The sequence below is a fragment of the Duganella sp. LjRoot269 genome, from assembly GCF_964254095.1.
GTDB classification, from domain to species: Bacteria; Pseudomonadota; Gammaproteobacteria; order Burkholderiales; family Burkholderiaceae_D; genus Rugamonas; species Rugamonas hordei.
Map to the genome: position 1 here is coordinate 5,431,773 of NZ_CAXUSL020000001.1, position 26,600 is coordinate 5,458,372.

Annotated in this window: 21 protein-coding genes; 15 read left to right on the forward strand and 6 right to left on the reverse strand. The window is 66.4% G+C overall.

What is annotated here, in order from left to right; genetic code table 11:
• Positions 1-106 precede the first annotated feature (106 nt).
• The 9 genes from ACSQ3S_RS24340 (at position 107) to ACSQ3S_RS24380 (ending at position 13,177) form a co-directional block, all read left to right on the forward strand.
• Positions 107-1,327 (forward strand): efflux RND transporter periplasmic adaptor subunit, encoded by a 1,221-nt coding sequence (locus ACSQ3S_RS24340; RefSeq protein ID WP_436144025.1) that lies wholly within the window; start codon positions 107-109, stop codon positions 1,325-1,327.
• A gap of 2 nt (positions 1,328-1,329) precedes the next feature.
• Positions 1,330-2,031 (forward strand): ABC transporter ATP-binding protein, encoded by a 702-nt coding sequence (locus ACSQ3S_RS24345; protein ID WP_436144026.1) that lies wholly within the window; start codon positions 1,330-1,332, stop codon positions 2,029-2,031.
• A 9-nt stretch (positions 2,032-2,040) separates the two neighbouring features.
• Positions 2,041-3,198 carry an ABC transporter permease gene (locus ACSQ3S_RS24350; protein WP_353402870.1) on the forward strand — a complete coding sequence of 386 codons (1,158 nt, stop codon included), beginning with the start codon at positions 2,041-2,043 and terminating at the stop codon, positions 3,196-3,198.
• 10 nt (positions 3,199-3,208) lie between these two features.
• Complete coding sequence (locus ACSQ3S_RS24355) at positions 3,209-4,375, forward strand: ABC transporter permease (RefSeq protein WP_436144027.1); 1,167 nt, start codon at positions 3,209-3,211, stop codon at positions 4,373-4,375.
• Between the two features lie 126 nt (positions 4,376-4,501).
• Entirely contained in the window at positions 4,502-6,187 is a 1,686-nt protein-coding gene (locus tag ACSQ3S_RS24360; protein WP_436144028.1) for a diguanylate cyclase, read from the forward strand.
• Between the two features lie 137 nt (positions 6,188-6,324).
• Complete coding sequence (locus ACSQ3S_RS24365) at positions 6,325-8,085, forward strand: IucA/IucC family protein (protein WP_436144029.1); 1,761 nt, start codon at positions 6,325-6,327, stop codon at positions 8,083-8,085.
• Positions 8,082-9,290, forward strand: coding sequence for an MFS transporter (locus ACSQ3S_RS24370; RefSeq protein WP_436144030.1), 1,209 nt, complete (start codon positions 8,082-8,084; stop codon positions 9,288-9,290). The genes ACSQ3S_RS24365 and ACSQ3S_RS24370 overlap by 4 nt, the downstream gene beginning before the upstream one ends.
• Complete coding sequence (locus tag ACSQ3S_RS24375) at positions 9,287-11,110, forward strand: IucA/IucC family protein (protein ID WP_436144031.1); 1,824 nt, start codon at positions 9,287-9,289, stop codon at positions 11,108-11,110. Before ACSQ3S_RS24370 ends, ACSQ3S_RS24375 begins: the two co-directional genes overlap by 4 nt.
• Before the next feature lie 93 nt (positions 11,111-11,203).
• A complete protein-coding gene (locus ACSQ3S_RS24380) occupies positions 11,204-13,177 on the forward strand; it encodes a TonB-dependent receptor (RefSeq protein ID WP_436144032.1) in 1,974 nt (657 codons plus the stop codon).
• A 13-nt stretch (positions 13,178-13,190) separates the two neighbouring features.
• Here ACSQ3S_RS24380 and maiA read toward each other — a convergent pair whose 3' ends face one another.
• Genes maiA through ACSQ3S_RS24395 form a run of 3 tightly spaced genes read right to left on the reverse strand, consistent with a single transcriptional unit; the run spans position 13,191 to position 15,396 of the window.
• Positions 13,191-13,835, reverse strand: coding sequence for a maleylacetoacetate isomerase (maiA, locus tag ACSQ3S_RS24385; protein ID WP_436145072.1), 645 nt, complete (start codon positions 13,833-13,835; stop codon positions 13,191-13,193).
• Positions 13,835-14,857: a fumarylacetoacetate hydrolase family protein gene (locus ACSQ3S_RS24390; protein ID WP_436144033.1), complete on the reverse strand. Its 1,023-nt coding sequence runs from the start codon at positions 14,855-14,857 to the stop codon at positions 13,835-13,837. Before ACSQ3S_RS24390 ends, maiA begins: the two co-directional genes overlap by 1 nt.
• Positions 14,854-15,396, reverse strand: coding sequence for a VOC family protein (locus tag ACSQ3S_RS24395; RefSeq protein ID WP_176651892.1), 543 nt, complete (start codon positions 15,394-15,396; stop codon positions 14,854-14,856). Before ACSQ3S_RS24395 ends, ACSQ3S_RS24390 begins: the two co-directional genes overlap by 4 nt.
• 87 nt (positions 15,397-15,483) lie before the next feature.
• On the opposite strand from ACSQ3S_RS24395, the gene ACSQ3S_RS24400 reads away from it, so the two are divergent.
• The 3 genes from ACSQ3S_RS24400 to ACSQ3S_RS24410 all read left to right on the forward strand — a co-directional run bounded on the left by ACSQ3S_RS24400 (position 15,484) and on the right by ACSQ3S_RS24410 (position 17,703).
• On the forward strand, positions 15,484-16,398 hold the full coding sequence (locus ACSQ3S_RS24400) for a LysR family transcriptional regulator (protein WP_436144034.1): 915 nt from the start codon (positions 15,484-15,486) through the stop codon (positions 16,396-16,398).
• Between the two features lie 120 nt (positions 16,399-16,518).
• Positions 16,519-17,085: an NAD(P)H-dependent oxidoreductase gene (locus ACSQ3S_RS24405; protein WP_176651894.1), complete on the forward strand. Its 567-nt coding sequence runs from the start codon at positions 16,519-16,521 to the stop codon at positions 17,083-17,085.
• A 39-nt stretch (positions 17,086-17,124) separates the two neighbouring features.
• On the forward strand, positions 17,125-17,703 hold the full coding sequence (locus ACSQ3S_RS24410; RefSeq protein ID WP_176651895.1) for a gamma-glutamylcyclotransferase: 579 nt from the start codon (positions 17,125-17,127) through the stop codon (positions 17,701-17,703).
• On the opposite strand, the gene ACSQ3S_RS24415 is transcribed toward ACSQ3S_RS24410, so the two are convergent.
• On the reverse strand, positions 17,695-18,852 hold the full coding sequence (locus ACSQ3S_RS24415) for a PA0069 family radical SAM protein (protein ID WP_436144035.1): 1,158 nt from the start codon (positions 18,850-18,852) through the stop codon (positions 17,695-17,697). The two genes, ACSQ3S_RS24410 and ACSQ3S_RS24415, sit on opposite strands and share 9 nt — an antisense overlap.
• Before the next feature lie 207 nt (positions 18,853-19,059).
• Here ACSQ3S_RS24415 and ACSQ3S_RS24420 point away from each other — a divergent pair, with 207 nt between their 5' ends.
• From ACSQ3S_RS24420 to ACSQ3S_RS24430, 3 genes are read left to right on the forward strand one after another with little or no spacing between them, the layout of a single operon-like run.
• The gene (locus tag ACSQ3S_RS24420) at positions 19,060-19,623 is read left to right on the forward strand and encodes a DUF2760 domain-containing protein (protein WP_436144036.1); all 564 of its coding nucleotides are present in this window, start codon (positions 19,060-19,062) and stop codon (positions 19,621-19,623) included.
• Positions 19,620-21,473 carry an Hsp70 family protein gene (locus ACSQ3S_RS24425; protein ID WP_436144037.1) on the forward strand — a complete coding sequence of 618 codons (1,854 nt, stop codon included), beginning with the start codon at positions 19,620-19,622 and terminating at the stop codon, positions 21,471-21,473. Before ACSQ3S_RS24420 ends, ACSQ3S_RS24425 begins: the two co-directional genes overlap by 4 nt.
• Positions 21,474-21,475: 2 nt before the next feature.
• Positions 21,476-24,307, forward strand: a complete 2,832-nt coding sequence (locus ACSQ3S_RS24430; protein ID WP_436144038.1) for an Hsp70 family protein — start codon at positions 21,476-21,478, stop codon at positions 24,305-24,307.
• On the opposite strand, the gene ACSQ3S_RS24435 is transcribed toward ACSQ3S_RS24430, so the two are convergent.
• Both ACSQ3S_RS24435 and ACSQ3S_RS24440 read right to left on the reverse strand, forming a co-directional pair.
• Positions 24,304-24,942, reverse strand: a complete 639-nt coding sequence (locus ACSQ3S_RS24435; RefSeq protein ID WP_436144039.1) for a tRNA-uridine aminocarboxypropyltransferase — start codon at positions 24,940-24,942, stop codon at positions 24,304-24,306. The two genes, ACSQ3S_RS24430 and ACSQ3S_RS24435, sit on opposite strands and share 4 nt — an antisense overlap.
• 6 nt (positions 24,943-24,948) lie before the next feature.
• The gene (locus ACSQ3S_RS24440; protein ID WP_436144040.1) at positions 24,949-26,574 is read right to left on the reverse strand and encodes a methyl-accepting chemotaxis protein; all 1,626 of its coding nucleotides are present in this window, start codon (positions 26,572-26,574) and stop codon (positions 24,949-24,951) included.
• Positions 26,575-26,600: the final 26 nt, after the last annotated feature.

Here is a 26,600-nt window from a genome sequence, read left to right on the forward strand (position 1 = left end):
CCGGCAGAGGCCGGTATGTTCTATAACGCACATATCGCGTCCCGGTACTTGCGGTGGAGGGACTTTTGCCGCACTATCTAATGACAAAATTGACAACGAGGGTAATGTGGCAACTCCCGACATCTCCAAGCTGAAAATCGAGCGCGGCGCCCAGGCGCAGGTCCCTGGCCAGCGCAGCAAGCGCCGCCGCTGGATCCGGGTGGCGCTCATCGTGGTGGCGGTCGGCATCGGCGGCCGGGTGGCGATGGGCCAGTTCGCCGGCAAGCCCAGCGTGGAGACGGTCACCGTGGCCCAGAGCTATCCGTCGCAAAGCTACACGCTGCTCAACGCCACCGGCTACGTGGTGGCGCAGCGCAAGGCGGCCCTGTCGTCCAAGGCCACCGGCCGGCTGGAGTGGCTGGGCGTGCTTGAAGGCAGCAAGGTCAAAAAAGACGAAGTGGTGGCGCGGCTGGAAAACCGCGACGTCGGCGCCTCGCTGGGCCAGGCGCAGGCCAACGTCAAGGTCGCGCAGGCCAACCTGGAACAGGGCCAGGCCGAACTGCAGGACGCGCAGGCCAACTTCAAGCGCACCGCCGAACTGCTGAACCAGAAATTCATCACCGCCTCGGCCTACGACACCGCGCAGGCGCGGCTGAACAAGGCCAAGGCCAACATCGCCGGCTACAACGCCGCCATCGCCGCCGCGCGCGCCAACGCGCAGGCGGCGCAGGTGGCGCTGGACCAGACCGTGATACGGGCGCCGTTCGACGGCGTGATCCTGACCAAGAACGCCAACGTCGGCGACAACATCACGCCCTTCTCTTCCGCCGCCGACAGCAAGGGCGCCGTCGTCACCATCGCCGACATGGACACGCTGGAGGTGGAGGCCGACGTCTCCGAATCGAACCTGAGCAAGATCCGCGTCGACCAGCCGACCGAAATCCTGCTCGACGCCTTCCCCGAGCTGCGCCTGGCCGGCACCGTCTCGCGCATGGTGCCGACCATGGACCGCAGCAAGGCGACGTTGCTGGTCAAGGTGCGCTTCATCGACCGCGATCCGCGCGTGCTGCCGGACATGAGCGCCAAGGTGGCCTTCCTGTCCAAGGCCGTCCCGCCTGAAGACAAGCAGGCGGTGACCGCCGTGCAGCCGGCCGCCATCGTCCAGCGCGACGGCAAGGCCGTGGTGTTCGTGCTCGACGGCGACAAGGTCAAACAGGTCGCCGTCACGCAGGGCCGCAAGATCGGCGAGCTGACCGAGGTCAAGGGCGTCAAGCCCGGCGACAAGGTGGTGATGGCGCCGGACGCCAAGCTGCATGACGGCGCCGCCGTCAGCCTGGCGAAGAAATGACCATGGCCGAGCCACTGGTACTGATCGAGCACCTGGTCAAGTCCTATCGCCGCGGCGACCAGGTGGTGGAGGTGCTGCGCGATATCAGCCTGGCGATACCGGCCAGCGACTTCACCGCGCTGATGGGCCCTTCCGGCTCCGGCAAGAGCACGCTGCTCAATCTCATCGCCGGCATCGACAAGCCCGATCGCGGCGTGCTGCGCATCGCCGGCCTCGATATCGCCGGCATGGGCGAGACCGACCTGGCGCACTGGCGCGCCGCCAACGTCGGCTTCATCTTCCAGTTCTATAACCTGATGCCGGTGCTGTCGGCGTTTGAAAACGTCGAGCTGCCGCTGCTGCTGACACCCTTGTCGCGCCGCGAACGGCGCGAGCGTGTCGAGCTGACCCTGGAGATGGTCAACCTTTCCGACCGCATGGACCACACGCCGAACGAACTGTCCGGCGGCCAGCAGCAGCGCGTGGCCATCGCCCGCGCCATCGTCACCGATCCGACCCTGATCGTCGCCGACGAGCCGACCGGCGACCTCGATCGCAACTCCGCCGCCGAGATCCTGGCGCTGCTGCAGCAGCTCAACCAGCAGCTGGGCAAGACCATCATCATGGTCACGCACGACGCCAACGCGGCGGCGCAGGCGCGCACCATGATCCATCTGGAAAAAGGCGAATTGATCGCCGGCGAGCCCGCCACCTCCCCCACCTGACCCCGCGCCATGTACACGTTCCGGCTGATCGTCAAGAACACCATGCGCCACAAGCTGCGCACCTCGCTGACGATACTCGGCCTGGTGGTGGCGATCTTTTCCTTCGGCCTGCTGCAGACGGTGGTGGACGCCTGGTACGCCGGCGCCGAGGGCGCCTCCAACACCACGCTGGTCACGCGCAACAAGACCTCGCTGGTGTTTCCGCTGCCGCTGTCGTACCAGGCCCGCATCCGCGCGGTGCCGGGCGTGTCCGGCGTCGGCTTCGCCAACTGGTTCCAGGGCACGTACAAGGATCCGAAGAACTTCTTCGCGCAGTTCGCCATCTCCGGCGAGAGCTACCTGGACATCTATCCCGACTATCTGCTGACGCCCGACGAACGCGCCGACTTCCTGCGCGACCGCAAGGGCTGCATCGTCGGCCGCAAGCTGGCCGACCAGTACGGCTTCAAGGTCGGCGACATCATCCCGCTCAAGGGCACCATCTATCCCGGCAACTGGGAGCTGGTGGTGCGCGGCATCTACGACGGCAAGCAGAGCACCACCAACACGGCGACGCTGTTCTTCCACTGGGACTACGTCAACGAGACCATAAAGAAGCTGGCGCCGCGCCGCGCCAACCAGATCGGCGTCTACGTGGTGCAGATCAATCAGCCGGAAAATGCCGCGTCCATCTCCGCCGCCGTCGACAAGGAGTTCGCCAACTCGCTGGCCGAAACGCTGACCGAGACCGAGAAGGCCTTCCAGCTGGGTTTCGTGTCGATGTCCGAGGCGATCGTGGTGGCGATACGGGTGGTGTCGTTCGTGGTCATCGTCATTATCGCGGCGGTGATGGCCAACACCATGGCCATGAGCGCGCGCGAGCGGCTGGGCGAATACGCCACGCTGAAGGCGCTCGGTTTCGGCCCCGGCTTCCTGACCTTGATGATCCTCGGCGAATCGCTGCTGCTGTCGCTGTTCGGCGCGGCGATCGGCATCGTCATGCTGTTCCCGTTCGCCGCCTTCCTCGGCAAGGTGATGGGCACCATGTTCCCCGTGTTTGAAGTGTCGCAGCTGACGGTGATCCAGCAGATGCTGGCGGCGCTGGCCATTGGCGCCGTCGCCGCCATCGCGCCCACCGTGCGCGCGGTGCGCATCAACATCGTCGAGGGACTGAGGAGCATAGGATGACGCTTCCATCATGAAGATCCCCTTGTCCTACGTGGCCCGCAACCTGTGGGCGCGCCGCCTGACCACCGCGCTGACCGGCGCCGGCCTGGCGCTGGTGGTGTTCGTGTTCGCCACGGTGCTGATGCTGGACGAGGGCCTGCGCAACACCATGGTCACCACCGGCGAATACGACAACGTGGTGCTGGTGCGCCGCTCCGCCGAGACCGAGGTGCAGAGCGGCGTCGACCGGCCCCAGGCCAGCGTCGCCTCCAGCCATCCCGCCATCGCGCTCGGCGCCGACGGCCAGCCGATGCTGTCGAAGGAAACCTTGGTGCTCATTTCGCTCAACAAGCGCGGTTCGGCCAAGCCGTCCAACGTCATCATCCGCGGCATCTCGCCGCGCGGCATGACGCTGCGGCCGCAGGTCAAGCTGACGGCCGGCCGCATGTTCCGCCCCGGCGCCTCCGAGATCATCGCCGGCGCCAGCATCGCGCGCCGCTTCGAAGGCGCCGGCATCGGCGAAACGCTGCGCTTCGGCCAGCGCGAATGGACCGTGGTCGGCCTGTTCGACGCCGGCAACAGCGGCTTCGATTCGGAGATCTGGGGCGATGCCGACCAGCTGATGCCGACCTTCCGCCGCGTCGCCTACTCCTCCGTGATACTTCGGCTGGCCGACACCGCGCTGTTCGACGGCTTCAAGAAGGACATCGAAGCCGATCCGCGCCTGACGCTGGACGCCAAGCGTGAACAGACCTTCTACTCCGACCAGTCGAAGGCGCTGTCGACCTTCATCAGCGTGCTGGGGCTGATCCTGTCGGTGATCTTTTCCATCGGCGCGATGATAGGCGCCACCATCACCATGTACGCCTCGGTCGCCAACCGCGTCGGCGAGATCGGCACCCTGCGCGCGCTGGGCTTCCAGCGCCGCAGCATCCTGGCCGCCTTCCTGGCCGAGTCCATGCTGCTGGCGGTGGTGGGCGGCGCGCTGGGGCTGGCCTGCGCGTCGCTGATGCAGTTCCTGTCCTTCTCCACCACCAATTTCCAGTCCTTCTCCGAACTGGCGTTCGGCTTCCGGCTGACGCCGGGGATCGTGGTCAAGACGCTCATGTTTTCGCTGGCGATGGGCGTGGTCGGCGGCTTCCTGCCGGCGCTGCGCGCGGCGCGCATGCAAATCGTCGACGCCCTGCGCGCGGCCTGAAGCGCCGTACCCGCCGGGCAACAAATAGCGGGGAGAAGCGTGCTAGACTTGCCTTGGTGTAAATTTCGCCGCAATCGCTTTTGCAGTCCAACCGCCGCCATGCCGCCCAGGGATCCTCCGCCTGCCGTGCCATACCAGACGCTGCGCCAGTATTGGCGCTGGATGCTGCTGTGCGGCGCGCTGGCGATGCTGCCGGCGTGGGCGCTGGCGGCAGCGACCAAGGAACGCAAGGTGCTGGTGCTGTATTCGCTGGGCGCCGATTCGGCGTCGGCCTGGCAAAGCCTGATCCACAAGGGCTTGAGCGCCGAGCTGGCGCAGCAAAACCTGACCTCTGCGCTGGGTATTTTTGAAGAACGCTTCGACGCCGTCCGCGTCGGCGACCAGCAGTCGCAAGCCGGCATGGAGCAGTATCTGCGCACCAAGTACGCCAACATCCGCTTCGACGACATCATCACTGAAAACTACGTGGCGGCGCGCTTCCTCAGCGAACACCCGGACCTGTTCCGCGGCGTGCCGCGCCACTACCTGAACCACGGCCGGCCCAACTGGAAGCCGGACGACGGCATCGCCTACGACGTGCAGGCGGATTTCAGCCGCGCCATCGGCACCATTGCGCGCATGGCGCCCGACGTGCGGCACGTGGTGGTCATCGGCGACAGCACGGACAATATCCAGGAGTCGGTGAATGCCGTGCGCAAGGCGGCCGCCGGCTACAACAACCGCTTGAGCTTCGAGTACTGGGATAAGCTCAGCTACGAACAGATCGACCGCAAGGCCGCGCAGCTGCAGCCGGGCAGCGCCATCTTCCTGCTGGCCTTCTACCATGACAGCACCGGCGAACGGCGCCGGCCGGTGGAGACCGTGCGCAAGCTGGTGGCGGCCACCCAGGTGCCGATCTTCACCAACTGGGAGGCGATCGTCATTCCGGGCGTGGTCGGCGGCTATGTGATCAGCGCCGAACGGATAGGCCATGCGATCGGCAAGCTGCTGATACAGCAAACGCCGAACATCGCCGGCATCACCGGCTACCTGTTCGACTACGCCGCCGTGCAGCGCTTCCATTTGCAGAACGTGCCTTCGGACGCGCTGTGGCTGAACCGGCCGCAGAGCATGTTGCAGCAGTATCTGTGGCAGATCCTGGGCGGCGTCACGCTGATCGTGGTGGAGGGAATACTGATTTCAGCGTTGATCGTCGCGCTACGCGGACGGCGCCAGTCGCTGCGGGCGCTGCACGATGAACGCAACCAGCTGGAGGCGCGCGTGCTGCAGCGCACGCTGGAGCTGATGGTGGCCAACACCAAGCTGGAACAACTGGCCACCACCGATCCGCTGACCGGCATCGGCAACCGCCGCCGCATGACGGAGCAGATCGCCAAGGAGCTGGAACGCAGCCGCCGTTTCCTGCATCCGCTGTCGCTGCTGATGGTCGATATCGACCACTTCAAGAACGTCAACGACGTCTACGGCCACGAGGCGGGCGACCGCGCGATCGTGGCGGTGTCGAAGGCGCTGGCCGGCGGCATGCGCAGCATCGACATGGCCTCGCGCTTCGGTGGCGAGGAATTCGTGCTGCTGATGCCCGAGACCGACCTGGATGTCGCCGGCCACGCCGCCGAACGCCTGCGCGCGTGCGTCGCCGCGCTGCGCATCCACGGCGACAATGGCGAACAGATCGCGCTCACCATCAGCATCGGCGTCGCGGCGTCCGATCCCGGCGGCGCGCTGGACAGCCCCTCGTCGTTGCTGTCGCGGGCGGACAAGGCGCTGTACCAGGCCAAGCATGCGGGCCGCGACCGGGTGGTGTGCGCCTGATATCCGGCGCGCCACGGCAACCGTCCGCATCAAAATGTAAATACGAATTATTATCATTTGTATTGACATTCAATTTTTAAAAAGCTAATGTGTCGTCATAGCATTTACGACAAGATTTGATTTTTTAAAACACCGCCATGCCCCACACGCTCCCATTCCTGCCCCACTACGCCGCCGCCCATGCCCGCACCCTGCGCCAATTCATCGAAGCCTTCTGGAACGAGGGCTGCCTGAGCGGCGCCGCCGAACCGGCGCAGCGCCGGCTGCGGCTTGACGGGATGGGTGAACAGGGACAGGCGCTGACCTATCACATCGACATCGCCGGCGACAGCGCCTTCGGCCGCCTGCGCCTGGACGGAGAGCTGCGCGGCGCCGGCCCGGGACAGCCCGGCATCGCCACCGTGGTGCCGGCGCTGGTGCGCCATCTGCAGCCCGATGCCGCGGCGCTGCGCCGGTTCGTGACGGAGCTGCAGCACACGGCGCTCAAGCAGGCATGGTCGGCGACGGCGACACCCGACGCCACGCTGCAATCGCCGTATGCCTTGCAGGAGGCGCAGCTGGGCGACGGACACCCCTATCACCCCTGCTTCCGTTCACGCATCGGCTTCAGCATCGACGATCACCGGCGCTATGGCCCGGAGTTTGCCGCGACTGTCACCCTGACCTGGCTGGCCATCGCCCGCGACGCCAGCGAGGTGCATCTCCTGCCGGAGCTGGATTACGACACCTTCGTGCGCTCGCAGCTGGGAACGGAGGAATACCACCGCCTGCTGGGCCAGATCGAAGCACTGGGTTGCGCGCCGTCGCACTACCGCCTGCTGCCGGTGCACCCGTGGCAGTGGGAGCACGGCATCGCGCTGCACTTTGCCGACTGGCTCGCCGACAGCACCTTGCTGCACCTGGGTGTCGGCCGCGCCGAATGGCTGGCGCAGCAATCGATACGCTCGCTGAGCCGTCTCGGCGCCGACGGCCGCTGCAACCTGAAGCTGCCGCTGGCCATCGCCAACAGCTCGGCCGACCGCGTCCTGTCCGACCACCACGTGCACAACGCGCCGCTGATTTCGCGCTGGCTGGACGGAATATGCCGCAACGACGCCTTCCTCGCCGACGGCCAGCGCCTGGCGATACTGGCCGAACCGGCCGGCATCACCGTCGCAAAGGAGCACCGGCGCGAAGGCGCCTACGGCATGCTCGGCGCGATCTGGCGCAGCGCGCCGGAATCGGTGCTGGCCGAGGGCGAACAGGTGTTCCCGATGACGGCGCTGACCACGCTGGCGGGCGGACAGCTGACCATCGCTCCCTGGCTGGCGCGGCACGGTGTCGATCGCTGGGTGGAAGCGCTGCTGGAGGCCAGCGTGCCGCCGTTGCTGCATCTGATGATGGCGCACGGCGTGCTGCTCGAGTGCCACGCGCAAAACACGCTGCTGATCCTGCGCGACGGCCTGCCGCGCCGCATCGCCATCCGCGATCTGCCGGGCGGCCTGCACTACCTGCAGGGCGCCACCGGCGAAGCCGAACTGGCGGGCCTGCGCGCCGCGCCGGCATACCGCAACGCGCTCAACGCCAGCAATGGATTCATGTTCGGTTCGCCGACGGAGGCGCGCGACTATCTGCTGGAGGTGCTGTTCTTCATTAACCTGGGCGAGCTGGCATGGCGGCTGCAGCGTCATCACGGCTATGCGGAAGACCTGTTCTGGAGCCAGGCTGCACGCACCGTGCTGGCCTATCAGTCGCGCTTTCCGGCAAGCGCCGTGCGCCACCGCGAGTTCGACCTGCTGGGCCAGCAGCTGCGCATCGAATGTCTGGCGGCGCGCCGCCTGCTGGAATGGAGCACGCCGCGCCTGCGCACGGTTGGCAATCCATTGGCGGCGGCGCTAGCCGCTGGCAGCCAGGCATGAGCATCGCGCAGATTGCGGCGCGCCCGGCCGGGCTGACGCGCGCCGTGACGATCACCGTGGCGGGCCACTTTGGCGCGGCATTCGCGGCGCTGTGCATGCCGCCGTTTTATGCGCAGATCCTGCAGTCCAGCTTTGCGGCGCAGGGATCTTCGGCCGCGCTGGCCGGGTGGTACTTCACGCTGCCGACGCTGGCAGCAGCCGTCGCCAATCCGGCGTGGGGACGGCTGGCCGACCGCATCGGCCGCCGCGCGTCGCTGATGCGGGCGCACGGCGGCTTGTGCATCAGCTTCATCGTCACCGGCCTGGCGCGCACGCCGCTGGAATTCGCGTTCGGCCTGACGCTGCAAGGGCTGCTGGGCGGGACCTTCTCGGCATCCAACGCCTATCTGGCGGAACAATTGGCGCCGGCGCGGCTGGCGGCGCTGCTCGGCGTGATGCAGGCCTCGGCGCGAACCGCCTTGTTCATCGGCCCGGCGCTGATCGGCATGATGAGCGGACGGGCCGACCTGCTGCAGCTGTTCCTGTACCTGGCGCTGTTCCCCGGCGCTGCCTGCGTGGTGCTGTACCTGCTGCCGGATGCCGGCGTCCGTGCGCCGAGGCGCGCCGTGGTCCAGCCGTCCGCCGCCGCTATAGCTTCACCAACCGCCGATGCCGCCGGCCGCTGCGGCCTGAGTGCCGCCGGCCTTTATCGCCTGCAGGCGCTGTTCGCCATCGGCACCGTGCTGCCCTACCCGTATTTCGTCAGCGACCTCGCGCAGCGCTTGCAGATCGGCGCCGCCACCGCCGGCCTGCTATTCGGTTTGCCGCACGCCCTGTTCCTGCTGCTGGCCTGGCCGCTGGGACGTCAGCTCGGATTCGCCAACGCCCGCGCCGCCCTAGGCTGGTACGCCGCGCTGACCAGCGCCGGCATGCTGCTGCAGGCGCTGGCCGGCGCGCTTCCGGCGCTGCTGGCGGGCCGCGTGCTGATGGGCATAGGCATGACCGGCGCCTACCTCGCCATCAACACCCTGGCCGCCGCCACCTCCACCGCCGCCCAGGCCGGCCGCCACTTCGGCAGCCTGGAAGGCGCCAACAAATGGGGCGCCGTCGGCGCCGGCCTGCTGGCCAGCCTGCTGGCGCCATCGCTGGGTTACGCCGCCCCGTTGTGGCTGGGCGCCGCGCTGGTCGCCACTCTGTTTATCACACTGAAATGGAAGCTGATATGAACTCTCCACTGTTATCCAGGCACCTGCAGCCCGCCCGTCCCGACAACGAGCGCTTCGCCGAACGCCAGCACAGCCGCCTGCTGATCAACTGCTATGCGCGCGAAGTGGCGATGCAGGAGCACACGCTGGCGGTGCTGCCGGCCAGCCGCAGCGCGCATCCGGCCATGCCGGACGACTATCGTGGACAGGTGCTGGAAATCGCCCTGCCGCGCGTCGGCAGCCAGTTGTGCGTGGGCGTGCTGCACGTATCGGCCACCGCCAATTTCGACTACACCACCGGGGTCTGCCTGCGCCAGGGCCAGGACGCCTGGCGCGACGCCAGCTGGCAGGAAATCGCCCGCCTCATCATCGAAGACCTGTCGCGCCGCGCCGACACACCGTTCAACAACGAACTGCTGCAGCAGATCGGCGACAGCATCGCCACCATGCAGGACGTGATGGACCGCCAGCCGGCACCTGCGCTGCCGCCCCTGGCGGCGACAACCACGCCGCTGCAAATCTACATCGAAAGCGAACAAGGCCTGCTGACCGGCCATCCATTCCACCCGGCGCCCAAAAGCCGCTCCGACTGGTCGCCCGCCGAACAGCGGGACTATTCGCCCGAGCACAAGGCCAGCATGCGCCTGCATTACTTCCAGATTCCGCAGCAGTGGCTGCTCAGCGACAGTGTCGACGGCGACGCGTTGCAGGGGCTGGCCGCGCACGGCCTGCAGCCCGAGGCCGGCGGCGCGATCGTACCGCTGCATCCGTGGCAGGCCGGCTGGATGCGTCGCCAGCCGCGCATCGCCGAAGCCTTGCGCAGCGGCGAAGTGCGCGACCTCGGCGCCCACGGCCGCCCCTTCCATCCCACCGCTTCGGTGCGCACGCTGCTGGCCGAGGATGCGGCGTCGTTCATCAAACTGTCGCTGAACATGCGCATCACCAACTGCATCCGCAACAACGCCCGCCACGAACTGCAAAGCGCGCTGACCGGGACCCGCCTGTACCGCGGCATGCAGGCCGACATGCAAAGCCGCTTCCCCGGTTTTCGCGTGCTGGAGGAACAGGCCTACGTCACCGTCGACCTGCCCGGCGCCGATCCTCAGCTGGCGAACGGATTCGGCGTGCTGCTGCGCGAAGGCGTGGCCGGCCTGCTGCGCCAGGACGTGCAGCCGGTGATGTGCGCCGCGCTGTTCGGCAACGGCGAGCATGGCCGCAAGCGCGTGTTCGCGCTGATCGAACGCTATGCGCTCCATCGCGGCTACACGCTGGAACGCGCCGCGCACCATTGGTTTGCGCGCTATGCCGAGGTGGCGGTGCATCCGATACTGTATCTGCTGTTCGAGCACGGCGTGGCGTTCGAGCCGCACATGCAGAATACCGTCGTCGGACTGGATGGCGACGGTGCGCCCAGCCATTTCACCGTCCGCGACCTGGAGCTGGCGCGGCTCGCGCCGCAGGCGCAGCCGCTGGCGCGCGCCATGCGGCTGGAACCGGAGACGCTGGCGGCGCTGTGCTGCAGCGACGAACGGGCCTGGATACGCATCGGCTACTGCCTGTTCGTCAACAACCTGTGCGAGGTGATCGCCAGCATCGCCAACGGCAACCACAGCCTGTACCTGGGCCTGTGGGGCGTGTTGCGCAACACGCTGCAGGACTACCTCGCGCAATTCCCCCGTCCGTCCGCCAACCGCCGCATCCAGGGCTTGCTGGCGGGCGAACCTTTGCCGGCCAAAGGCAACCTGCTGACGCGCTTCCTGCGCCAGGCGGACCGCCAGGCCAGCTATCTGCCCCTGTATCACCCGCTCGGCGTCGTCAACGGTGCGGCGGCATCTTTTTAACTACCCTCCAACTCAATGAAAACAGCTCTTAAACCAATTCCCCTGCTGCTGGCAGGCCTCGTCTTCGCCGCGCACGCGCAAGATACACAAACCATGCAGACCATGCAGCAGATCACCGTGAGCGGCACCGCCGACGGCTTGGCCGCGGGCGCCGCCGGCACCAAGACCCAGGGTAGCCTGCTCGATGTGCCGCAATCGGTCAGCGTCGTCACGCAGGAAAACCTGCGCGATCGCGCCGCCCTCACCAGCAAGGATGCGCTGGACTACGTCAGCAGCGTGGTGGCCGGCCAGGGCGAAGGCCGCCGCGACGAATTCTATATCCGTGGCTTCTACTCGCTGCGCGACACCAGCCTCGATGGCGTGCGCGACGACACGCTGTATTCGCGCGACCTGGCGACGGTAGAGCAGATCGAAGTCATCAAGGGCGCGGCCGCCGCGCTGTATGGACGCGGCTCGGCCGGCGGCTTGATCAACCGCGTCAGCAAGCAGCCGCGCGCCAAACAGGATACCGAAGTGTCGGCCACGCTGGGATCGAACAGGGAGCGGCGCGTCAGCGTTGACGCCGGCGGCGCCCTGGGCGACGGCGTCAACGGCCGCCTGATCGTAGTCTACGATGCAGGCGACAGCTACCGCGACGTGATCGAGCATACGCGCAAGCTGCTGGCGCCTTCGCTGAAGGTGGCGCTGTCGCCGGCCACGTCGCTGCTGTTGCAGGCCGAGGTCCAGCGCGAGGACCGCACGCCCGATCGCGGCGTGCCGTCGCTGGCGGGCCGGCCGGTGGCGGTGGCGCCGTCAACCTTCTATGGCGAGACCTACGACTACACCAGCACCGACAGCGATATGGCGAAGGCCAGGCTCGAACATCGCTTCAACGACCATCTGAAGCTGGAAAACACGCTGCAATACAGCCGCACCGAACTTGAAGGAGTCAACACCCGCAATCGCCGCGTCAATGCCGATGGCACCGTATCGCGCCAGATCACCTACTTCCCGCAGACGCAGCGCAACCTGACCAATCAAACGGAGCTGACCTACACGCTGGCCGGGCATACGCTGCTGACAGGGCTCGAGCTGTCGGACCAGCAGCGCGACGTCGTCACCGCGCAGACCGGCATCGCCTATCCGGTGAATCTCTACGCGCCGCAGCACGTGCTGCCGGCACCCAATCTGAGCGCCCTGCCGGTTGCGCTGAGCAACGCGTTCACGGCGAAGACGCAGGCACTGTACCTGCAGGACCAGATCAGCATCGCGCCGCAGTGGAAGGCTTTGGCCGGCGTGCGCTTCGACCGCTTCCAACAGCAGCAAACCAACCGGCTGACCAAGAGGTATAGCGAACGCACCGACAACGTGACGTCGCCGCGCGCGGGCCTAGTGTATCAGCCACTGGATGGCCAGTCGTGGTACCTGAACCTGAGCCGTTCATCGCAGCCGGGCGGCGGCGACCTGCTCTACACCGGCAGCACGCCGCTGTCGCAGGTTCGGCCGCTGCAGACGGATTTGCAGGAGATGGGCTACAAGCAGGAGTGGCTGGGCGGCCGCTTCTTCACGACCGCAGCGCTGTTCCGCATCGAACAGCGCAACCAGTTGACGCTGGATCCGGCCGATCCGGCCGGCCTGCGCCAGCTACAGGTCGGCAAGCAGCGCAACCAGGGCGGGGAGCTGGAGCTGCAAGGGGCGCTATGGCAAGGCGGGCGCGTGAGCGCAGCCTATACCTACAACGACGCGCGCATCGTCGCATCGAACGACATCCCGAGCGGGAACCGCGCGGAGATGACGCCCCGCCATCGCGCATCGCTGTGGTTGGACCAGGAGATCGGCAAGGCTTGGAGCGCGGGATTGGGCGTGCTGCTCAACAGCGACCAGTTCGCGCTGTCCGACAACGCCGTGCGGCTGCCCGGCTACGGCCGCGTGGATGCGGCGATCGGCTATCGCGGCAAGGGATACGACCTGCGGTTCAAGGTCAACAACGTGGGCAATGCGCGCTTCTTTGAATCGGCGATCAACAACGTGCAGATCCAGCCGGGCGCCTCGCGCAACGCGAGCGTGACGCTGACCAGCCGGTTCTGATCCGCGCCCCGGACTACTCGGTGTCCGGCTGCTGCGACGGTTGGGCCTGATGGAAGGCGGGCAGCCCGGCGCAGGCGTCGTGGATGCGCGTCACCGTCGGATACGGCGCCAGGTCGACGCCGAAGCGCTGCGCGCCGAACACCTGCGGCACCAGGCAGCAGTCGGCCAGCGTCGGCGTATCGCCGTGGCAGTAAAGACCGGTGCGCGCATCGCCGGACAACATCGTCTCCAGCGTCGCCATGCCGATGCGCAGCCAGTGCCGCTGCCACTCCAGCTTGACCTCTTCCGACAGGTTGAGGTCGTGCTTCAGATACTTCAGCACCCGCAGGTTGCCCAACGGGTGCGTGTCGGCTGCCACCGTCAGCGCCAGCGCGCGCACGCGGGCGCGGTCGGCCGGATCAACCGGCAGCAGCGGTACTTGCGGGCGCGTCTCTTCCAGGTACTCGATGATCGCCAGCGACTGGCCGATGACGGCACCATCGTCGTCCAGCGTCGGCAGCAGCGCCGACGGGTTGATGGCGCGATAGGCGTCGGTCAGCTGCTCGCCGCCGTTGCGCAGCAGGTGCACCGGCAGCGCCTCGTAATCCAGGCCCTTCAGGTTCAGCGCGATGCGCACGCGGTACGCGGCGGAGCTGCGGAAATAGGTATAGAGCTTCATCATCCGCGCTCTTTGTAGTGGGCGACGGTCTGCTCGATGGCGCCGAAGATGCTGACGCCCTGCTCGTCCTTCATCTCGATGCGCACGCTGTCGCCGAATTTGAGGAAGCCGGTTTTCGGCTTGCCGCTTTCGATGGTTTCGTACATGCGTACCTCGGCCAGGCAGCAGTAGCCCACGCCGCCGTTGGCGATGCTCGATCCGTGCAGGCTGCCCTGCTTGTTCGACACGGTGCCGGAGCCGATGATGGTGCCGGCCGCCAGCTCGCGCGTGGCGGCGGCGTGCGCCACCAGTTGGGCGAAGTTGAAGGTCATGTCTTCGCCGGCGTTCGGCTTGCCGAACGGCCGCTGGTTCAAGTCCACCAGCAGCGGCAGGTGCAGCTTGGTGTCGACCCAGTGCGCGCCCAGTTCGTCGGGCGTGACGGCGACCGGCGAGAACGCGCTGGCGGCCTTGGACTGGAAGAAGCCGAAGCCCTTGGCCAGCTCGTTCGGAATCAGGTTGCGCAGCGAGACGTCGTTGACCAGCATGACCAGGCGGATCGCCTTGGCGCAGTCGTCCGCGTTGGCGCCCATGCGCACGTCGCCGGTGACGACGGCCACTTCGGCCTCGAGGTCGATGCCCCACTCCTCCGACAGCGCGTAGATCGGATCGCGCGGGCCGATGAAGCTGTCCGAGCCGCCCTGGTACATCAGCGGATCGGTGTAGAACGAGGCCGGCACGTCTGCATTGCGCGCCTTGCGCACCAGCTCCACGTGGTTGATGTAGGCCGAGCCATCGGCCCACTGGTAGGCGCGCGGCAGCGGCGAATGGCAGTATTGCTGGTCGAACGGATGGGTGTCGATCGCCTCGCCGGAATTGAGGCCTGCGTAGATTTGCTCCAGGCGCGGCGACACCAGCTCCCAGTTGTCGAGCGCGTGCTGCAGCGTGGCCGAAATCTTCGGTACATGCTGGTAGCGCGACAGGTCGCGGCTGACCACCACCAGGCGGCCGTCGCGGCTGCCGTCCTTCAGGGTTGCGAGCTTCATGCCTTCACCTCCGCCGCCGGTGCGTGCATCCAGGCCGCGTGCTTGGGCGCCTTGCGGGTCTGCGACCACTCTTCGAGCATGTCCCACTTGACGGCGTCCAGCTTCTGCATCATCTCCGGCGTGCCGGTATTGACCGCCAGCTCGAGACGGTGGCCGTTCGGGTCGAAGAAGTAGATCGACTTGAAGATGGTGTGGTTGATCGGGCCGATCACGTTGATGCCGGCGGCGACCAGGCGCTCTTTCGCGGCCAGCAGCTCGTCCATGGTGTCGACTTCCATCGCCAGGTGCTGCACCCAGGCCGGCGTGTTGTGGTCGCGGTCCATCGGCGCCTGCGTCGGCAGCTCGAAGAAGGCCAGCACGTTGCCGTGGCCGGCGTCCAGGAACACGTGCATGTACGGGTCCGGCGCCTTGGTCGACGGCACTTCGTCTTCGGCGATGGCCAGCACGAAGTCCATGTTCAGGTGCTTGACGTACCACTCGACGGTTTCCTTGGCATCCTTGCAGCGGTAGGCCACATGGTGAATTTGCTTGATTTTCATGTTTGTCTCCAACTCGATTCCTGCATTAGATGACAGTTTCAGATATCATACAAACAGTATTTTTCTTTCGATTTATCAGATTCCCCCATGAATCCTAGCTTGCGGCAAATGCGCGCCCTGGTGGCGCTGGCCAAGACCGGCAGTTTTACGCTGGCGGCCGACCATCTCAGCGTGACCCAATCGGCGCTGAGCGGCCAGATCAAGGAGCTGGAGCAGATGCTGGGGGTGCGTGTTGTCGAGCGTACCACGCGCAAGGCGCAGCTGTCGGAGCTGGGACGCGAACTGTATCCGCTGTTTGAAAAGATGCTGCAGGACCTGGACCGCGCCATGGCCGACATCGCCAGCCGCAAGGCGCTGAAGCAGGGTTCGGTGCGCGTGGCGGCGCCGCAGATGCTGTCCTGCACCCTGCTGCCGGAGGTGATCGCCGCCTACCGCGCCCGCTATCCGGACGTGCAGGTGCGGCTGGCCGACAGCCCGGTCGAGCAGGTGCCGGCGCGGGTGTTCAGCGGCGAAGTCGATTTCGGCATCGGCCCTGAGCGCGACACCACGGCGGAAATCGAGTCGCAGCCGCTGTTTGAAATGCCGTTCGTGGTGGTGTTTCCGCCGGGGCATGCGCTGGAGCAGCGCGCCAGCATCACCTGGGCTGACGTCGACGAGTTTCCGTTTATCTCGCTGCAGGGCCAGTTCACCGAGCGCCTGCTGCGCGATATGCACGCGTCGTTCCGTGAGCTGTCGCTCAGTCCGTTTAACGAGGTGACCTTCATGACCACCGCGCTGGCCATGGTGCATGCGCGGCTGGGCATCACCGTGTGCCTGCCGTATGCGGAGAAGATGGTGCAGCTGTATGGTTTGCGGATGCGGCCGCTGGAATCGCCGGCGCTGACGCGGCGCTTCTTTGTCTACACGCGCAACGCGCGGGCGCTGTCGCCGGCGGCCGAGAGCTTTGTCGCCTTCCTGCAGGAACACGTGGCGGCGCATGAATGGAACGTGCCGCAGGGCTGATCAGCCATGCTCTGCAACATTGGCAATTAGATACATGCGATGCAGGGTCTGGACATCACTCAGAGATAAAATACGTTTTAGCCTCTTCCGCAATGATTGCCGCATGTGTATGCTTCATTTATGAACATCCTGCACATCGACTCCTGCCCGCTGGGCGACAACAGCCCGTCCCGCCAATACACCGCCGCAGTCATGGCGCAGCTTGCCGGCGGCGATGCCAATCCGGCCATCAGTTATCGGGACGTGGCCGCCTCGCCGCTGTCGCATATCAGCGGCCCGCTGCTGCAAGTGATACGCAACCAGTGGAACAGCGCCATTCCGATGAATGCCGACCTGCGCGCGGAGAGCACGTTGGCCGCCCTGCTGCTAGAGGAATTCCTGCAGGCGGACGCGGCGGTGATCGCAGCGCCGATGTTCAACTATACGATTCCGTCGACGCTGAAGGCATGGCTGGATCGGCTGATCCATCTGCAAACGGATCAGGGGCGCCAACGCGCCGCGCGGATACGGGTGGTGCTGGTGGTGGCCGGTTGCAGCGCCGCAACCGATCCGGCGCTGGCCGAATTAGTGGGCAACCATGAGGCGCAGCTGCGGGCCATGTTCAAGTCGCTGGGCTTGACGCAGCTGGAATTTGTGCGCCAGGAGGCGGATTTGCAGGTCGCGCGGGAACTTAAAGCGGCCGCGTGATTATAATGTTGGCTGTATCGGGCAACGGCAGCACTCATCATGACAGCAGACACCATCGCCATCAATCAAATGATGGATCAGTTCGACGGCCACCACAGCGTCTGGCTGTTCGGCTACGGCTCCCTGATTTACAAGGCCGACTTCCCTTACCTGCAACGCCGCCCGGCCAGCATCGCCAACTGGACGCGGCGTTTCTGGCAAGGCTCGCACGACCATCGCGGCACGCCTGAAGCGCCGGGCCGCGTGGTCACCATCATCGAAGAGGCCGGCGCCATCTGCCACGGCATGGCGTACCTGATCACGCCCGAAGTGTTTGCCCATCTCGACCATCGCGAAAAGAACGGCTACCTGCGGCTGGCGATTCCGATCATGTTCGAAGTCGGCGATAGCGTGACCGGCCTGGTCTACATCGCCACGCCGGACAACACCGCCTTCCTGGGCGCGGCCTCCGAGCAGGAAATCGCGCGACACATCGCCCGCTCCGCCGGACCGAGCGGGCCGAACAGCGACTATCTCAACCACCTGGCTGCGGCGCTGCGCGAACTGGGGCAACATGACCAGCACGTGTTTGAGATCGAGCGGCATCTGGCGGAACTGCGGCAAGCTCCTTCAGAATAAATCCAGCTGCCCCGCATCGGCCGCCTTGGCGCGCGCGCCCAGCGGCGGCACCACCAGCGGCCGCGTGAACTGCGACGCGTCCATATTGTGGAAACGGCTGCCCCGGCCGGTCAGGCCCAGGCGTTCGGTGGCGATCTTGAAACGCTGTCGTATCAACTCCGCCCACACGCCCTCGCCCTTCATGCGCGCGCCGAAGGTGCTGTCGTAATCCTTGCCGCCGCGCATTTCACGCACGCGGTTCATCACCCGCTGTGCCCGCTCAGGGAAGTGCGCCTGCAGCCACTGATGGAACAGCGGCGCCACTTCCCACGGCAGGCGCAGCACCGTGTAATGCGCGCTGACCGCGCCCGCTTCCTTGACCGCCTCCAGTATCCGCTCGATGTCCGGCTCGGTCACGAACGGAATGATGGGCGCGATGCTGACGGCGACCGGAATGCCGGCCTCGGTCAGCGTGCGTATCGTGCGCAGCCGACGCGCCGGTGCGGCGGCGCGCGGCTCCAGCGTGCGCGAGATGGCCGGATCAAGCGTGGTCAGCGTGATGGCGACGCCGGCCTGCTGCCGTGCCGCCATCGCGGCCAGGATATCGATGTCGCGCTCGATCAGTGAAGACTTGGTGATCAGGCCCACCGGATGCTGGCATTCCTGCAGCACCTCCAGCACGCGGCGCGTGAGTTTGCGCTCGCGCTCGCAAGGCTGGTAGGCATCCGTATTGACGCCAAGCGCGATCGATTGCGGCTCGTAGCCGGGCTTGGCCAGCTCGCGCCGCAGCACTTCCGGCGCGTTGACCTTGGCGAAAATCTTGGTCTCGAAATCCATGCCCGGCGACAGGCCGAGATAGCTGTGGGTGGGCCGCGCAAAGCAATAGATGCAGCCATGTTCGCAGCCGCGATAGGGATTGAGCGAGACGCCGAACGGCAAGTCCGGCGAGGCGTTGCGACTGAGGATGGATTTGCAGTATTCGTCGGTGACCTGGGTTTTCCATGGCTTGGCCTCCTCTTCTTCTCGCTCCCAGCCGTCGTCGTAGGCTTCACGCGCGTTGACTTCGAAGCGGCCCTGCAGGTTCGACACCGCGCCACGGCCCTTCTGCGCCTTCAGCGAAGGCGGCGGCAACATCACCTGCTCCTGATTGTTTTCATCGTGCTTGTTCATGGCAAGGCCGGCATAACCCTAAATACTGTATATATATCCAGTATTCTATGCGCTCGAAACCGCCATATCAAGCGAAATATCAATAGTGCGAGCAGGGCGCCTTGGGTAGCGCGGGGGCAAGCTGGTATCATGCAGGGCTTCCGGGGGATGGATCTTCCCTGCGCCTGCGCGCGCCCCCAGCCCACTCATCCCAATACGAGCAAAAACATGAATAACTCGACTCAACCATTGCCGTCTTTTTTCAGCCGGATTTCGATCGCTGTCGGCGCATTCTTTCGTGCCCTGTCCGACGCCGAATACGCTGCGCGCCTGACGCGCATCGATGACGCGCCGCAACCGGCGGCCGCGCCAACGCCGGCACCGGCGCCGGTCCCGACACCGCTGCGCGTCGCCACGCCGGACGCCGCCCTGCAGCTGCTGAGCCTGTTCCAGCGCGAAGCACGCCTGATCGACTTCACCCAGGAAAACCTGAGCGCCTATTCCGACGCCGACATCGGCGCCGCCGCGCGCGTGGTGCATGAAGGCTGCAGCAAGGTGCTGCGCGAGCACTTCACCATCGAACCGGTGCGCAGCGAAGCCGAAGGCAGCCGCATCGTGCTGGAAAACGGCTTCGACGCCAGCGCCGTGCGCCTGACCGGCAACGTGGTCGGCTGCGCGCCGTTCCGTGGTGCGCTGAGCCATCGCGGCTGGCGCGCGGCCAACGTGCGCCTGCCGAAACTGGCCGAAGCGCACGACGCCGCCATCCTCGCGCCGGCGGAGGTGGAATTATGAGCGACCCGCGTTTCGCCATCGGCATCGACCTGGGCACCACGCACAGCGCGCTGTCCTATGTAGACCTGCAAGCGAGCGACGGCGAGAAGACCCGTCACGGCGTGCTGGCCATTCCGCAGTTGACCGCGCCGGGCACCGTCGAAGAACTGCCGCTGCTGCCGTCCTTCCTGTACCTGCCGCACGCGGACGAACTGGCGCCGGGCGATTTGAGCCTGCCGTGGCAGCAGTCCGCTGAAGAACTGACCGGCGTGGCCGGCGAGATGGCGCGCAGCCGTGGCGCCACCACGCCGATCCGCCTGGTCTCCAGTGCCAAGAGCTGGCTGAGCCACCCTGGCGTGGACCGCCGCAGCGCGCTGCTGCCGAATGACGCGCCGGAAGAAGTCGCGCGCGTATCGCCGCTGGAAGCCTCGACCCGCTACCTGTCGCATCTGCGCCAGGCGTGGGAGCAGGCCTACCCTGACGCGCCGTTCGGTGAGCAGGCGGTCACCGTCACGATTCCCGCATCGTTCGATCCGGGCGCGCGCGAGCTGACGGCCGTTGCGGCACGCGCCGCCGGCTACACCAACCTGACCTTGCTGGAAGAGCCGCAAGCGGCCTTGTACAGCTGGATCCAGGGCAGCGAAGGCCGCTGGCGCAAGGACGTCAAGCCGGGCGACATCATCCTGGTGGTCGACGTGGGCGGCGGCACCAGCGACTTTTCGCTGATCGCCGTGCTGGAACGCGACGGCGTGCTGGAACCACACCGCATCGCCGTCGGCGACCATATCCTGCTCGGCGGCGACAACATGGACCTGGCGCTGGCGCACCTGGTGGCGCGCAAGCTGGCCGCCAACGGCACCCAGCTCGACGCCTGGCAGATGCGTGCACTGACCTACGGCTGCCGCAGCGCCAAGGAAAAACTGTTGGCCGATGCAACAGTCGAGACCTGGCCTATCGTGGTGCCGAGCCGCGGCTCGAAACTGATCGGCGGCTCGATCCGCACCGAACTGACGCGCGACGAAGTGACGACCTTCATCCTCGACGGCTTCTTCCCTAAAGTGGAAGCGTCGGCGCGTCCGGCCGTGCGCACGCGCGCGGGCCTGACGCAGCTTGGCCTGCCGTATGCGCAGGACGCCGGCATCACGCGCCACCTGGCAGCCTTCCTGGCGCGCCAGACCGGCGCCACCAGCGAACTGGAAGGCTACGCCGGCAAGCAGTCCGCCGAGGCGACCTTCCTCCATCCGACGGCGGTGCTGTTCAACGGCGGCGTGTTCAAGTCGGACCTGCTGGCACAGCGCATCATGGACAGCATCAACGAATGGCTGTACCTGGAAGGCGCGGAACCTGCGCGCATGTTGGCCGGCGCCGACCTCGATCTGGCGGTGGCGCGCGGCGCGGCTTACTACAGCTACGTGCGCCGTGGCAGCGGCGTGCGCATACGCGGCGGCACGGCACGCGCCTACTATGTGGCGATCGAGTCGTCGATGCCGGCCATCCCGGGCATGGAACCGCCGATCCAGGCGTTGTGCGTGGCGCCGTTCGGCATGGAGGAAGGCAGCGAGATCGAATTGCCGAACCAGGAATTCGGCCTGGTGGTCGGCGAGCCGGTGCAGTTCCGCTTCTTCGGTTCGTCGGTACGTCGCCAGGACCGCATCGGCGATCTGCTGGACTTCTGGGGCGCCGATGAGCTGATCGAGTTGAACGAGATCCAGGCGACGCTGTCGCCGGAAGGCCGCCAGGCCGGCGACGTGGTGCAGGTGCGCCTGCATGCGATGGCGACCGAGTCGGGCACGCTGGAACTGCAAGCGGTGTCCGATGGCGGCGAACGCTGGAAGGTGGAGTTCGACGTGCGCGCGGGTGAAGCCAGCTAAGCATGAGTCAATACGTCGTCAGCATCGACCTGGGCACCACCAACACGGTGCTGGCTTATTCCGAGCCGGGCAGCGCGCAGATACGCTTGTTCGATATCGAGCAGCTGGTGGCGCCTGGCGAAGTCGGCGCCGGTGCGTTGCTGCCCTCCGTGCGCTACCACCCGGCTTCCGGCGAGCTGGCCGATGGCGATTTGCAGTTGCCGTGGCCCGTCGCCGATGTGGCCGGGCTGTCGCAGGTGGTGGTCGGAAGGCTGGCGCGCACGCTGGGCGCGCAGGTGCCGGGGCGATTGGTTTCCAGCGCCAAGAGCTGGCTGTCGCATCCTCACGTGGACCGCACGGCGCCGATATTGCCGTGGGGCGCGGAGGCGGATGTGGCCCGGGTGTCGCCGGTGGCGGCCAGTGCTTCGTATCTGGCCCATTTGCGGGCCGCGTGGAATACGCGCTTTCCGGCACACCCGCTGGAGCGCCAGCAGCTGGTACTGACGATACCCGCGTCGTTCGACGAAGGCGCACGGGCGCTGACGCTGGAGGCGGCGCGCATGGCCGGGCTGCCGGACCTGCGCTTGCTGGAAGAACCCCAGGCGGCCTTCTACGACTGGCTGTTCCGCCAACGTGCCACGCTTGCCACAGACCTCGCCGACACGCGCCTGGTGCTGGTGTGCGACGTCGGCGGCGGCACCACCGACTTCAGTCTGATCAAAGTGGAGACGGTCGATGGCCTGCCGCAGATCAGCCGCATCGGCGTAGGCAACCACCTGATACTGGGTGGCGACAACATGGACTTGGCCTTGGCCCATCTGGTCGAGGCGCGCATGGCGTCGTCGTCGGGCGCGACCGGCGATGCCGCAGCACCGGCACGCCTGTCCGCCAGCCGCCTGTCGCAACTGGCGGAACGCTGCCGGGCGGCGAAGGAATTGCTGCTGACGGCCGATGCCCCCGAACGCACCACCGTCACCCTGCTCGGCTCCGGCTCGCGCCTGATCGGCGGTTCGCGCTCCGCCGACCTGACCCGCGACGAAGTGGCGTCACTGGTCGTCGACGGCTTCTTCCCGCTGAACGAAACACAGGAACCCGCACGTCGCGGCCGCGCGGCGATCGTCGAATTCGGCCTGCCTTACGCCAGCGACGCCGCGGTCACGCGCCATCTGGCCGGCTTCCTGCGCCAGCATGCCGCCGCCGCGCGCGCAGCTCTTGGCCTGCCGGCGGATGACAGCACCGTCCCCGTTCCCGATACCTTGCTGTTGAACGGCGGCGTGTTCCGCGCCGACGCGCTGGCCCGCCGCCTCGAGGCCACGCTGGCGAACTGGCGCGGCCAGCCTCTGCGCGTTCTGCACAACGACAATCCCGACGTCGCCGTCGCACGAGGCGGAGTGGCCTACGCGCTCGGCCAGGCTGGACAAGCGCCGTTGATCGGCGGCGGCTCGCCGCGCAGCTACTTCCTGCTGCTGGATGACGCACATCGCCCCGACCAGCCGCGCCGCGCCATCTGCATCCTGCCGCGCGGCAGCGTCGAGAATCGCGAAATCCTGCTGGCCGAGCGCACTTTCGCGCTCCGCCTCGGCCGGCCGGTGCGCTTCCACCTGGCCTCGTCGATTTCCGAAGCCGGCACACCGCAAGCAGGAGAATTGGTCGAACTGGAGGCGGACGACTACATCCAGCTGCCGCCCATCGCCACCGTGCTGCGCGACAGCGGCGCCGCCGACGCCCGCAAGGAAGTGCCGGTGCAACTGGCCGCCACGCTGAGCGAAGTGGGTACGCTGGAAGTGCATTGCGTCGCCATCGAAGGCGCGCAGCGCTGGCGGCTGGAATTCCAGCTGCGCGGCGATGCGGCCCACGCCGACGACGATGCCGACACGGCTCCACCGCAAGAGGCGCCGATGCCCGCCGGCTTCGACGCCGCCATCGAGAAGATAGACCGCATCTTCGGCAGCCGCGCGCAGCAGGTCGAGGTCAAGGAAGTGAAGCAGTTGCGCACACAGCTCGAACACCTGCTCGGCAGCCGCGAAAGCTGGCCCACGCCGCTGCTGCGCCGCCTGTTCGACGCGCTGATGCAGCGCGCCAAGGGCCGTCGCCGCTCGTCCGAACACGAGCGCGCGTGGCTCAACCTGAGCGGCTACTGCCTGCGCCCCGGCTTCGGCTACACGCTGGACGAGTGGCGCATCGAGCAGCTGTGGGCACTGTTTGAAACCGGCGTCCAGCATCACAAGGACAGTCAGGTTTGCGCCGAGTGGTGGACCCTGTGGCGCCGCGTGGCGGGAGGGTTGAGCGTGGAGGCGCAACTGCGCGTGCTGGACGATTTCGCCTTCAACGTGCAGGCCGACGCTCAGGAACGCGGACGCCGTCCGCACACGCTGGTCAACGGCAGCGACGAAGACATGCTGCGCCTCGGGGCCTCGCTGGAACGCATCCCCGGCAACTACAAGGCCGAAATCGGCGCGTGGATGCTGGGCCGGCTGGAATCGGCCGACAAGGCGGCGCAGGCGCGCTTCCTGTGGGGCCTGAGCCGGGTCGGTGCGCGCCAGCCTTTCCACGGCAGCGCGCACGACGTGGTGGCTAAGGAAGTCGTCGAACAATGGCTGGCCGCCATCCTTGCGCTGGACTGGAAAAAAGTGGAGCCGGCAGGCTATGCCGCCGCCCACCTGGCGCGCATGACCGGCGACCGCTCGCGCGACATCGATGCAACGCTGCGGGAGGAAATCCTGCGCCGCCTTGCAGCCGCCGGCGCCCCGGCCAACTGGCGCGCGATGGTGCGTGAAGTGGTTCAGCTGGATCAAGCGGATGAGAAACGCATGCTGGGCGATGCGCTGCCGCCGGGCTTAAAGCTGATCGCTTAAAGCTGACCGTTTAAAGCTCGCTGCCGCGTGTAGCTTGCCTGCTGCGCGACGAAGCCATCGAAAGCATCGATCAGCGGATTGTATTTGTACGCGTCGTTTTCGAGTTGTGCCAGCGCGTACGCAGTGGCCTCCAGCGTCGACAACTGATCCGGCAGATGCGCCTTGCGGATCAGGTAATGCGACGGCGGCGTGTCGCGCAGCGGCAGCCGCGGCAGGCTTTGCAGCGCCGGATTCAGATACAGCATCTTGCGGCTTTTGCGCCATGTCCCGTCCAGCACCACCAGCCGTAGCGCGGCCGGCGCCGCCAGCCACGCCGGATCGAACGGCTGCGCCGCAACCAGGCCCAAGGCCTTGTCCTCCACAGTATCGGGATACAGCAGCACGCTGCGCCGCTCCGGCGACAGCATGACCTGCATGCGCTCCGGCGCGAATTCTTCGCCGACTTCCAGCCGGCTGTTGGCAAGGCTCAGATGCAGCAGCCGCGCGCTGCCCTTGGCGTTATCGACTTCCAGCGGATGCTGCAGGATCAGCACTTCCACCTGGTTCCGCAGCGGCGCCACCCAGCGGCAAATGCAGGTACGCTGCGGCCGCAGGCAGCTTGCGCAATGCGCGCGGGTGGAAAGTGCTGGAGTCATAGACCATCATTGTACCGTCGATGCGGTAGGCCGTGGCAGGGCTACGCGCGACGGCGCCTTTGCCAGGCGACGGGGCGCCGGCGCAGACTGCGCGGCATCGAGCTTGAATACGCTGACCGCTTCGGCCAGTCTTGCCGACTGCTCCTGCATCGATTCGGCCGCTGCCGCCGCCTGCTCCACCAATGCCGCGTTCTGCTGCGTTACCTGGTCCATTTGCGTGATCGCGTCGTTCACCTGGGCGATGCCGATGCTCTGCTCTTCGCTGGCGTGGCTGATCTGGCTCATGATCTGCGTGACGCGGCTGATGCTCTGCACGATTTCGCCCATGGTGCGGCCGGCCTTGTCGACCAGGTCCGAACCCAGCGCCACCTTCTGCACCGAGTCGTCGATCAGGGCCTTGATGTCCTTGGCCGCCGCCGCAGAGCGTTGCGCCAGCACGCGCACTTCCGAAGCCACCACCGCGAAGCCGCGTCCCTGCTCGCCGGCGCGCGCCGCTTCCACCGCGGCGTTCAGCGCGAGAATGTTGGTCTGGAACGCGATGCCGTCGATGACGGAGATGATATCGACGATCTTGCGCGACGAATCGTTGATCGATCCCATGGTGGTCACCACCTCTCCGACCACCGAGCCGCCGCGGCTGGCGATCTCCGACGCCGTGGCGGCCAGCTGGTTGGCTTCGCGCGCATTCTCCGCGTTGAAGCGCACGGTCGACGTCAACTGCTCCATCGACGACGCGGTCTCCTCCAGCGAACTGGCCTGCTCCTCGGTGCGCGAAGACAGGTCCTGGTTGCCGGCGGCGATCTCGCATGACGCCGTCGCCATCAGGTCGGTGCCGTTGCGCACCTGGGCGACAATATTGACCAGGTTGGAGTTCATGTTCTTGAGGGCGCTCATCAGCTGCCCGGTTTCATCGCTGCTGTTGACCTGGATATCGCTGGTCAAATCGCCCGAGGAGACGGATTCCGCGACCTTCACCGCTTCGTTGATCGGCTGCGTGATGGTGCGCGTGATCCACCATGCGGCGACCATTCCCAGCACGATCGCGGCCAGCCCCAGCATCACCAGCAGCGTGCGGCCGCTGGTGTACTGATGCTGGATTTCCAGGGCTGCCGCATCGAGCAGCGCCGCCTGCTCATCGGAGAATTTCTTCAGCGCGTCCAGATAGCGGGTACGCGCCTGGTTCATGTCGGTCTCGTACAGCTTCTTGCCCTGCTCCATATCGCCGGCGTTCTTGGCGGCGAAGACGGCCTTGCGGATATCGGTGTAGGCTTTGCGCGTCTCCAGCACCTGCTTGAACAGCGGCTTGAGTTCCTCGTCGTCGATACCGGCGCCGATCTGGTCCTGGATTTGCGTCGCGCGGCCGGACGATCCGGCCATCATGTCCTCGAGTTTTTTCTGATCGGCGGGATCGGCCACCATCCAGGCGCCGGTGGTGCGGGCGGCGTTGACTTCGATGATCTTGCCCCATTCGGCGATCAGGCGTTCTTCGCGGACCTTCTCGTTGATCATGCGGTCGGTCAGCGCGCTGGCACTGCTGAGGCGCAGGATGCCGATGATCGTCATCGCCGTCAGCAACAGCAAAATGAGCGAAAAACCAAACGCCAGGCGCGTTCCTATTTTCAGATTGTTCATGGCTTTCCCCTAGCGGACGAACACGG

Coding starts and splice junctions, on each gene's coding strand:
- ACSQ3S_RS24345 (WP_436144026.1), top strand. CDS start 1,330: ATGGCCGAGCCACTGGTACTGATCGAGCACCTGGTCAAGTCCTATCGC.
- ACSQ3S_RS24350 (WP_353402870.1), top strand. CDS start 2,041: ATGTACACGTTCCGGCTGATCGTCAAGAACACCATGCGCCACAAGCTG.
- ACSQ3S_RS24355 (WP_436144027.1), top strand. CDS start 3,209: ATGAAGATCCCCTTGTCCTACGTGGCCCGCAACCTGTGGGCGCGCCGC.
- ACSQ3S_RS24365 (WP_436144029.1), top strand. CDS start 6,325: ATGCCCCACACGCTCCCATTCCTGCCCCACTACGCCGCCGCCCATGCC.
- ACSQ3S_RS24370 (WP_436144030.1), top strand. CDS start 8,082: ATGAGCATCGCGCAGATTGCGGCGCGCCCGGCCGGGCTGACGCGCGCC.
- ACSQ3S_RS24375 (WP_436144031.1), top strand. CDS start 9,287: ATGAACTCTCCACTGTTATCCAGGCACCTGCAGCCCGCCCGTCCCGAC.
- ACSQ3S_RS24380 (WP_436144032.1), top strand. CDS start 11,204: ATGCAGACCATGCAGCAGATCACCGTGAGCGGCACCGCCGACGGCTTG.
- maiA (WP_436145072.1), bottom strand. CDS start 13,835: ATGAAGCTCTATACCTATTTCCGCAGCTCCGCCGCGTACCGCGTGCGC.
- ACSQ3S_RS24390 (WP_436144033.1), bottom strand. CDS start 14,857: ATGAAGCTCGCAACCCTGAAGGACGGCAGCCGCGACGGCCGCCTGGTG.
- ACSQ3S_RS24395 (WP_176651892.1), bottom strand. CDS start 15,396: ATGAAAATCAAGCAAATTCACCATGTGGCCTACCGCTGCAAGGATGCC.
- ACSQ3S_RS24400 (WP_436144034.1), top strand. CDS start 15,484: ATGAATCCTAGCTTGCGGCAAATGCGCGCCCTGGTGGCGCTGGCCAAG.
- ACSQ3S_RS24405 (WP_176651894.1), top strand. CDS start 16,519: ATGAACATCCTGCACATCGACTCCTGCCCGCTGGGCGACAACAGCCCG.
- ACSQ3S_RS24410 (WP_176651895.1), top strand. CDS start 17,125: ATGACAGCAGACACCATCGCCATCAATCAAATGATGGATCAGTTCGAC.
- ACSQ3S_RS24415 (WP_436144035.1), bottom strand. CDS start 18,852: ATGAACAAGCACGATGAAAACAATCAGGAGCAGGTGATGTTGCCGCCG.
- ACSQ3S_RS24420 (WP_436144036.1), top strand. CDS start 19,060: ATGAATAACTCGACTCAACCATTGCCGTCTTTTTTCAGCCGGATTTCG.
- ACSQ3S_RS24425 (WP_436144037.1), top strand. CDS start 19,620: ATGAGCGACCCGCGTTTCGCCATCGGCATCGACCTGGGCACCACGCAC.
- ACSQ3S_RS24430 (WP_436144038.1), top strand. CDS start 21,476: ATGAGTCAATACGTCGTCAGCATCGACCTGGGCACCACCAACACGGTG.
- ACSQ3S_RS24435 (WP_436144039.1), bottom strand. CDS start 24,942: ATGACTCCAGCACTTTCCACCCGCGCGCATTGCGCAAGCTGCCTGCGG.
- ACSQ3S_RS24440 (WP_436144040.1), bottom strand. CDS start 26,574: ATGAACAATCTGAAAATAGGAACGCGCCTGGCGTTTGGTTTTTCGCTC.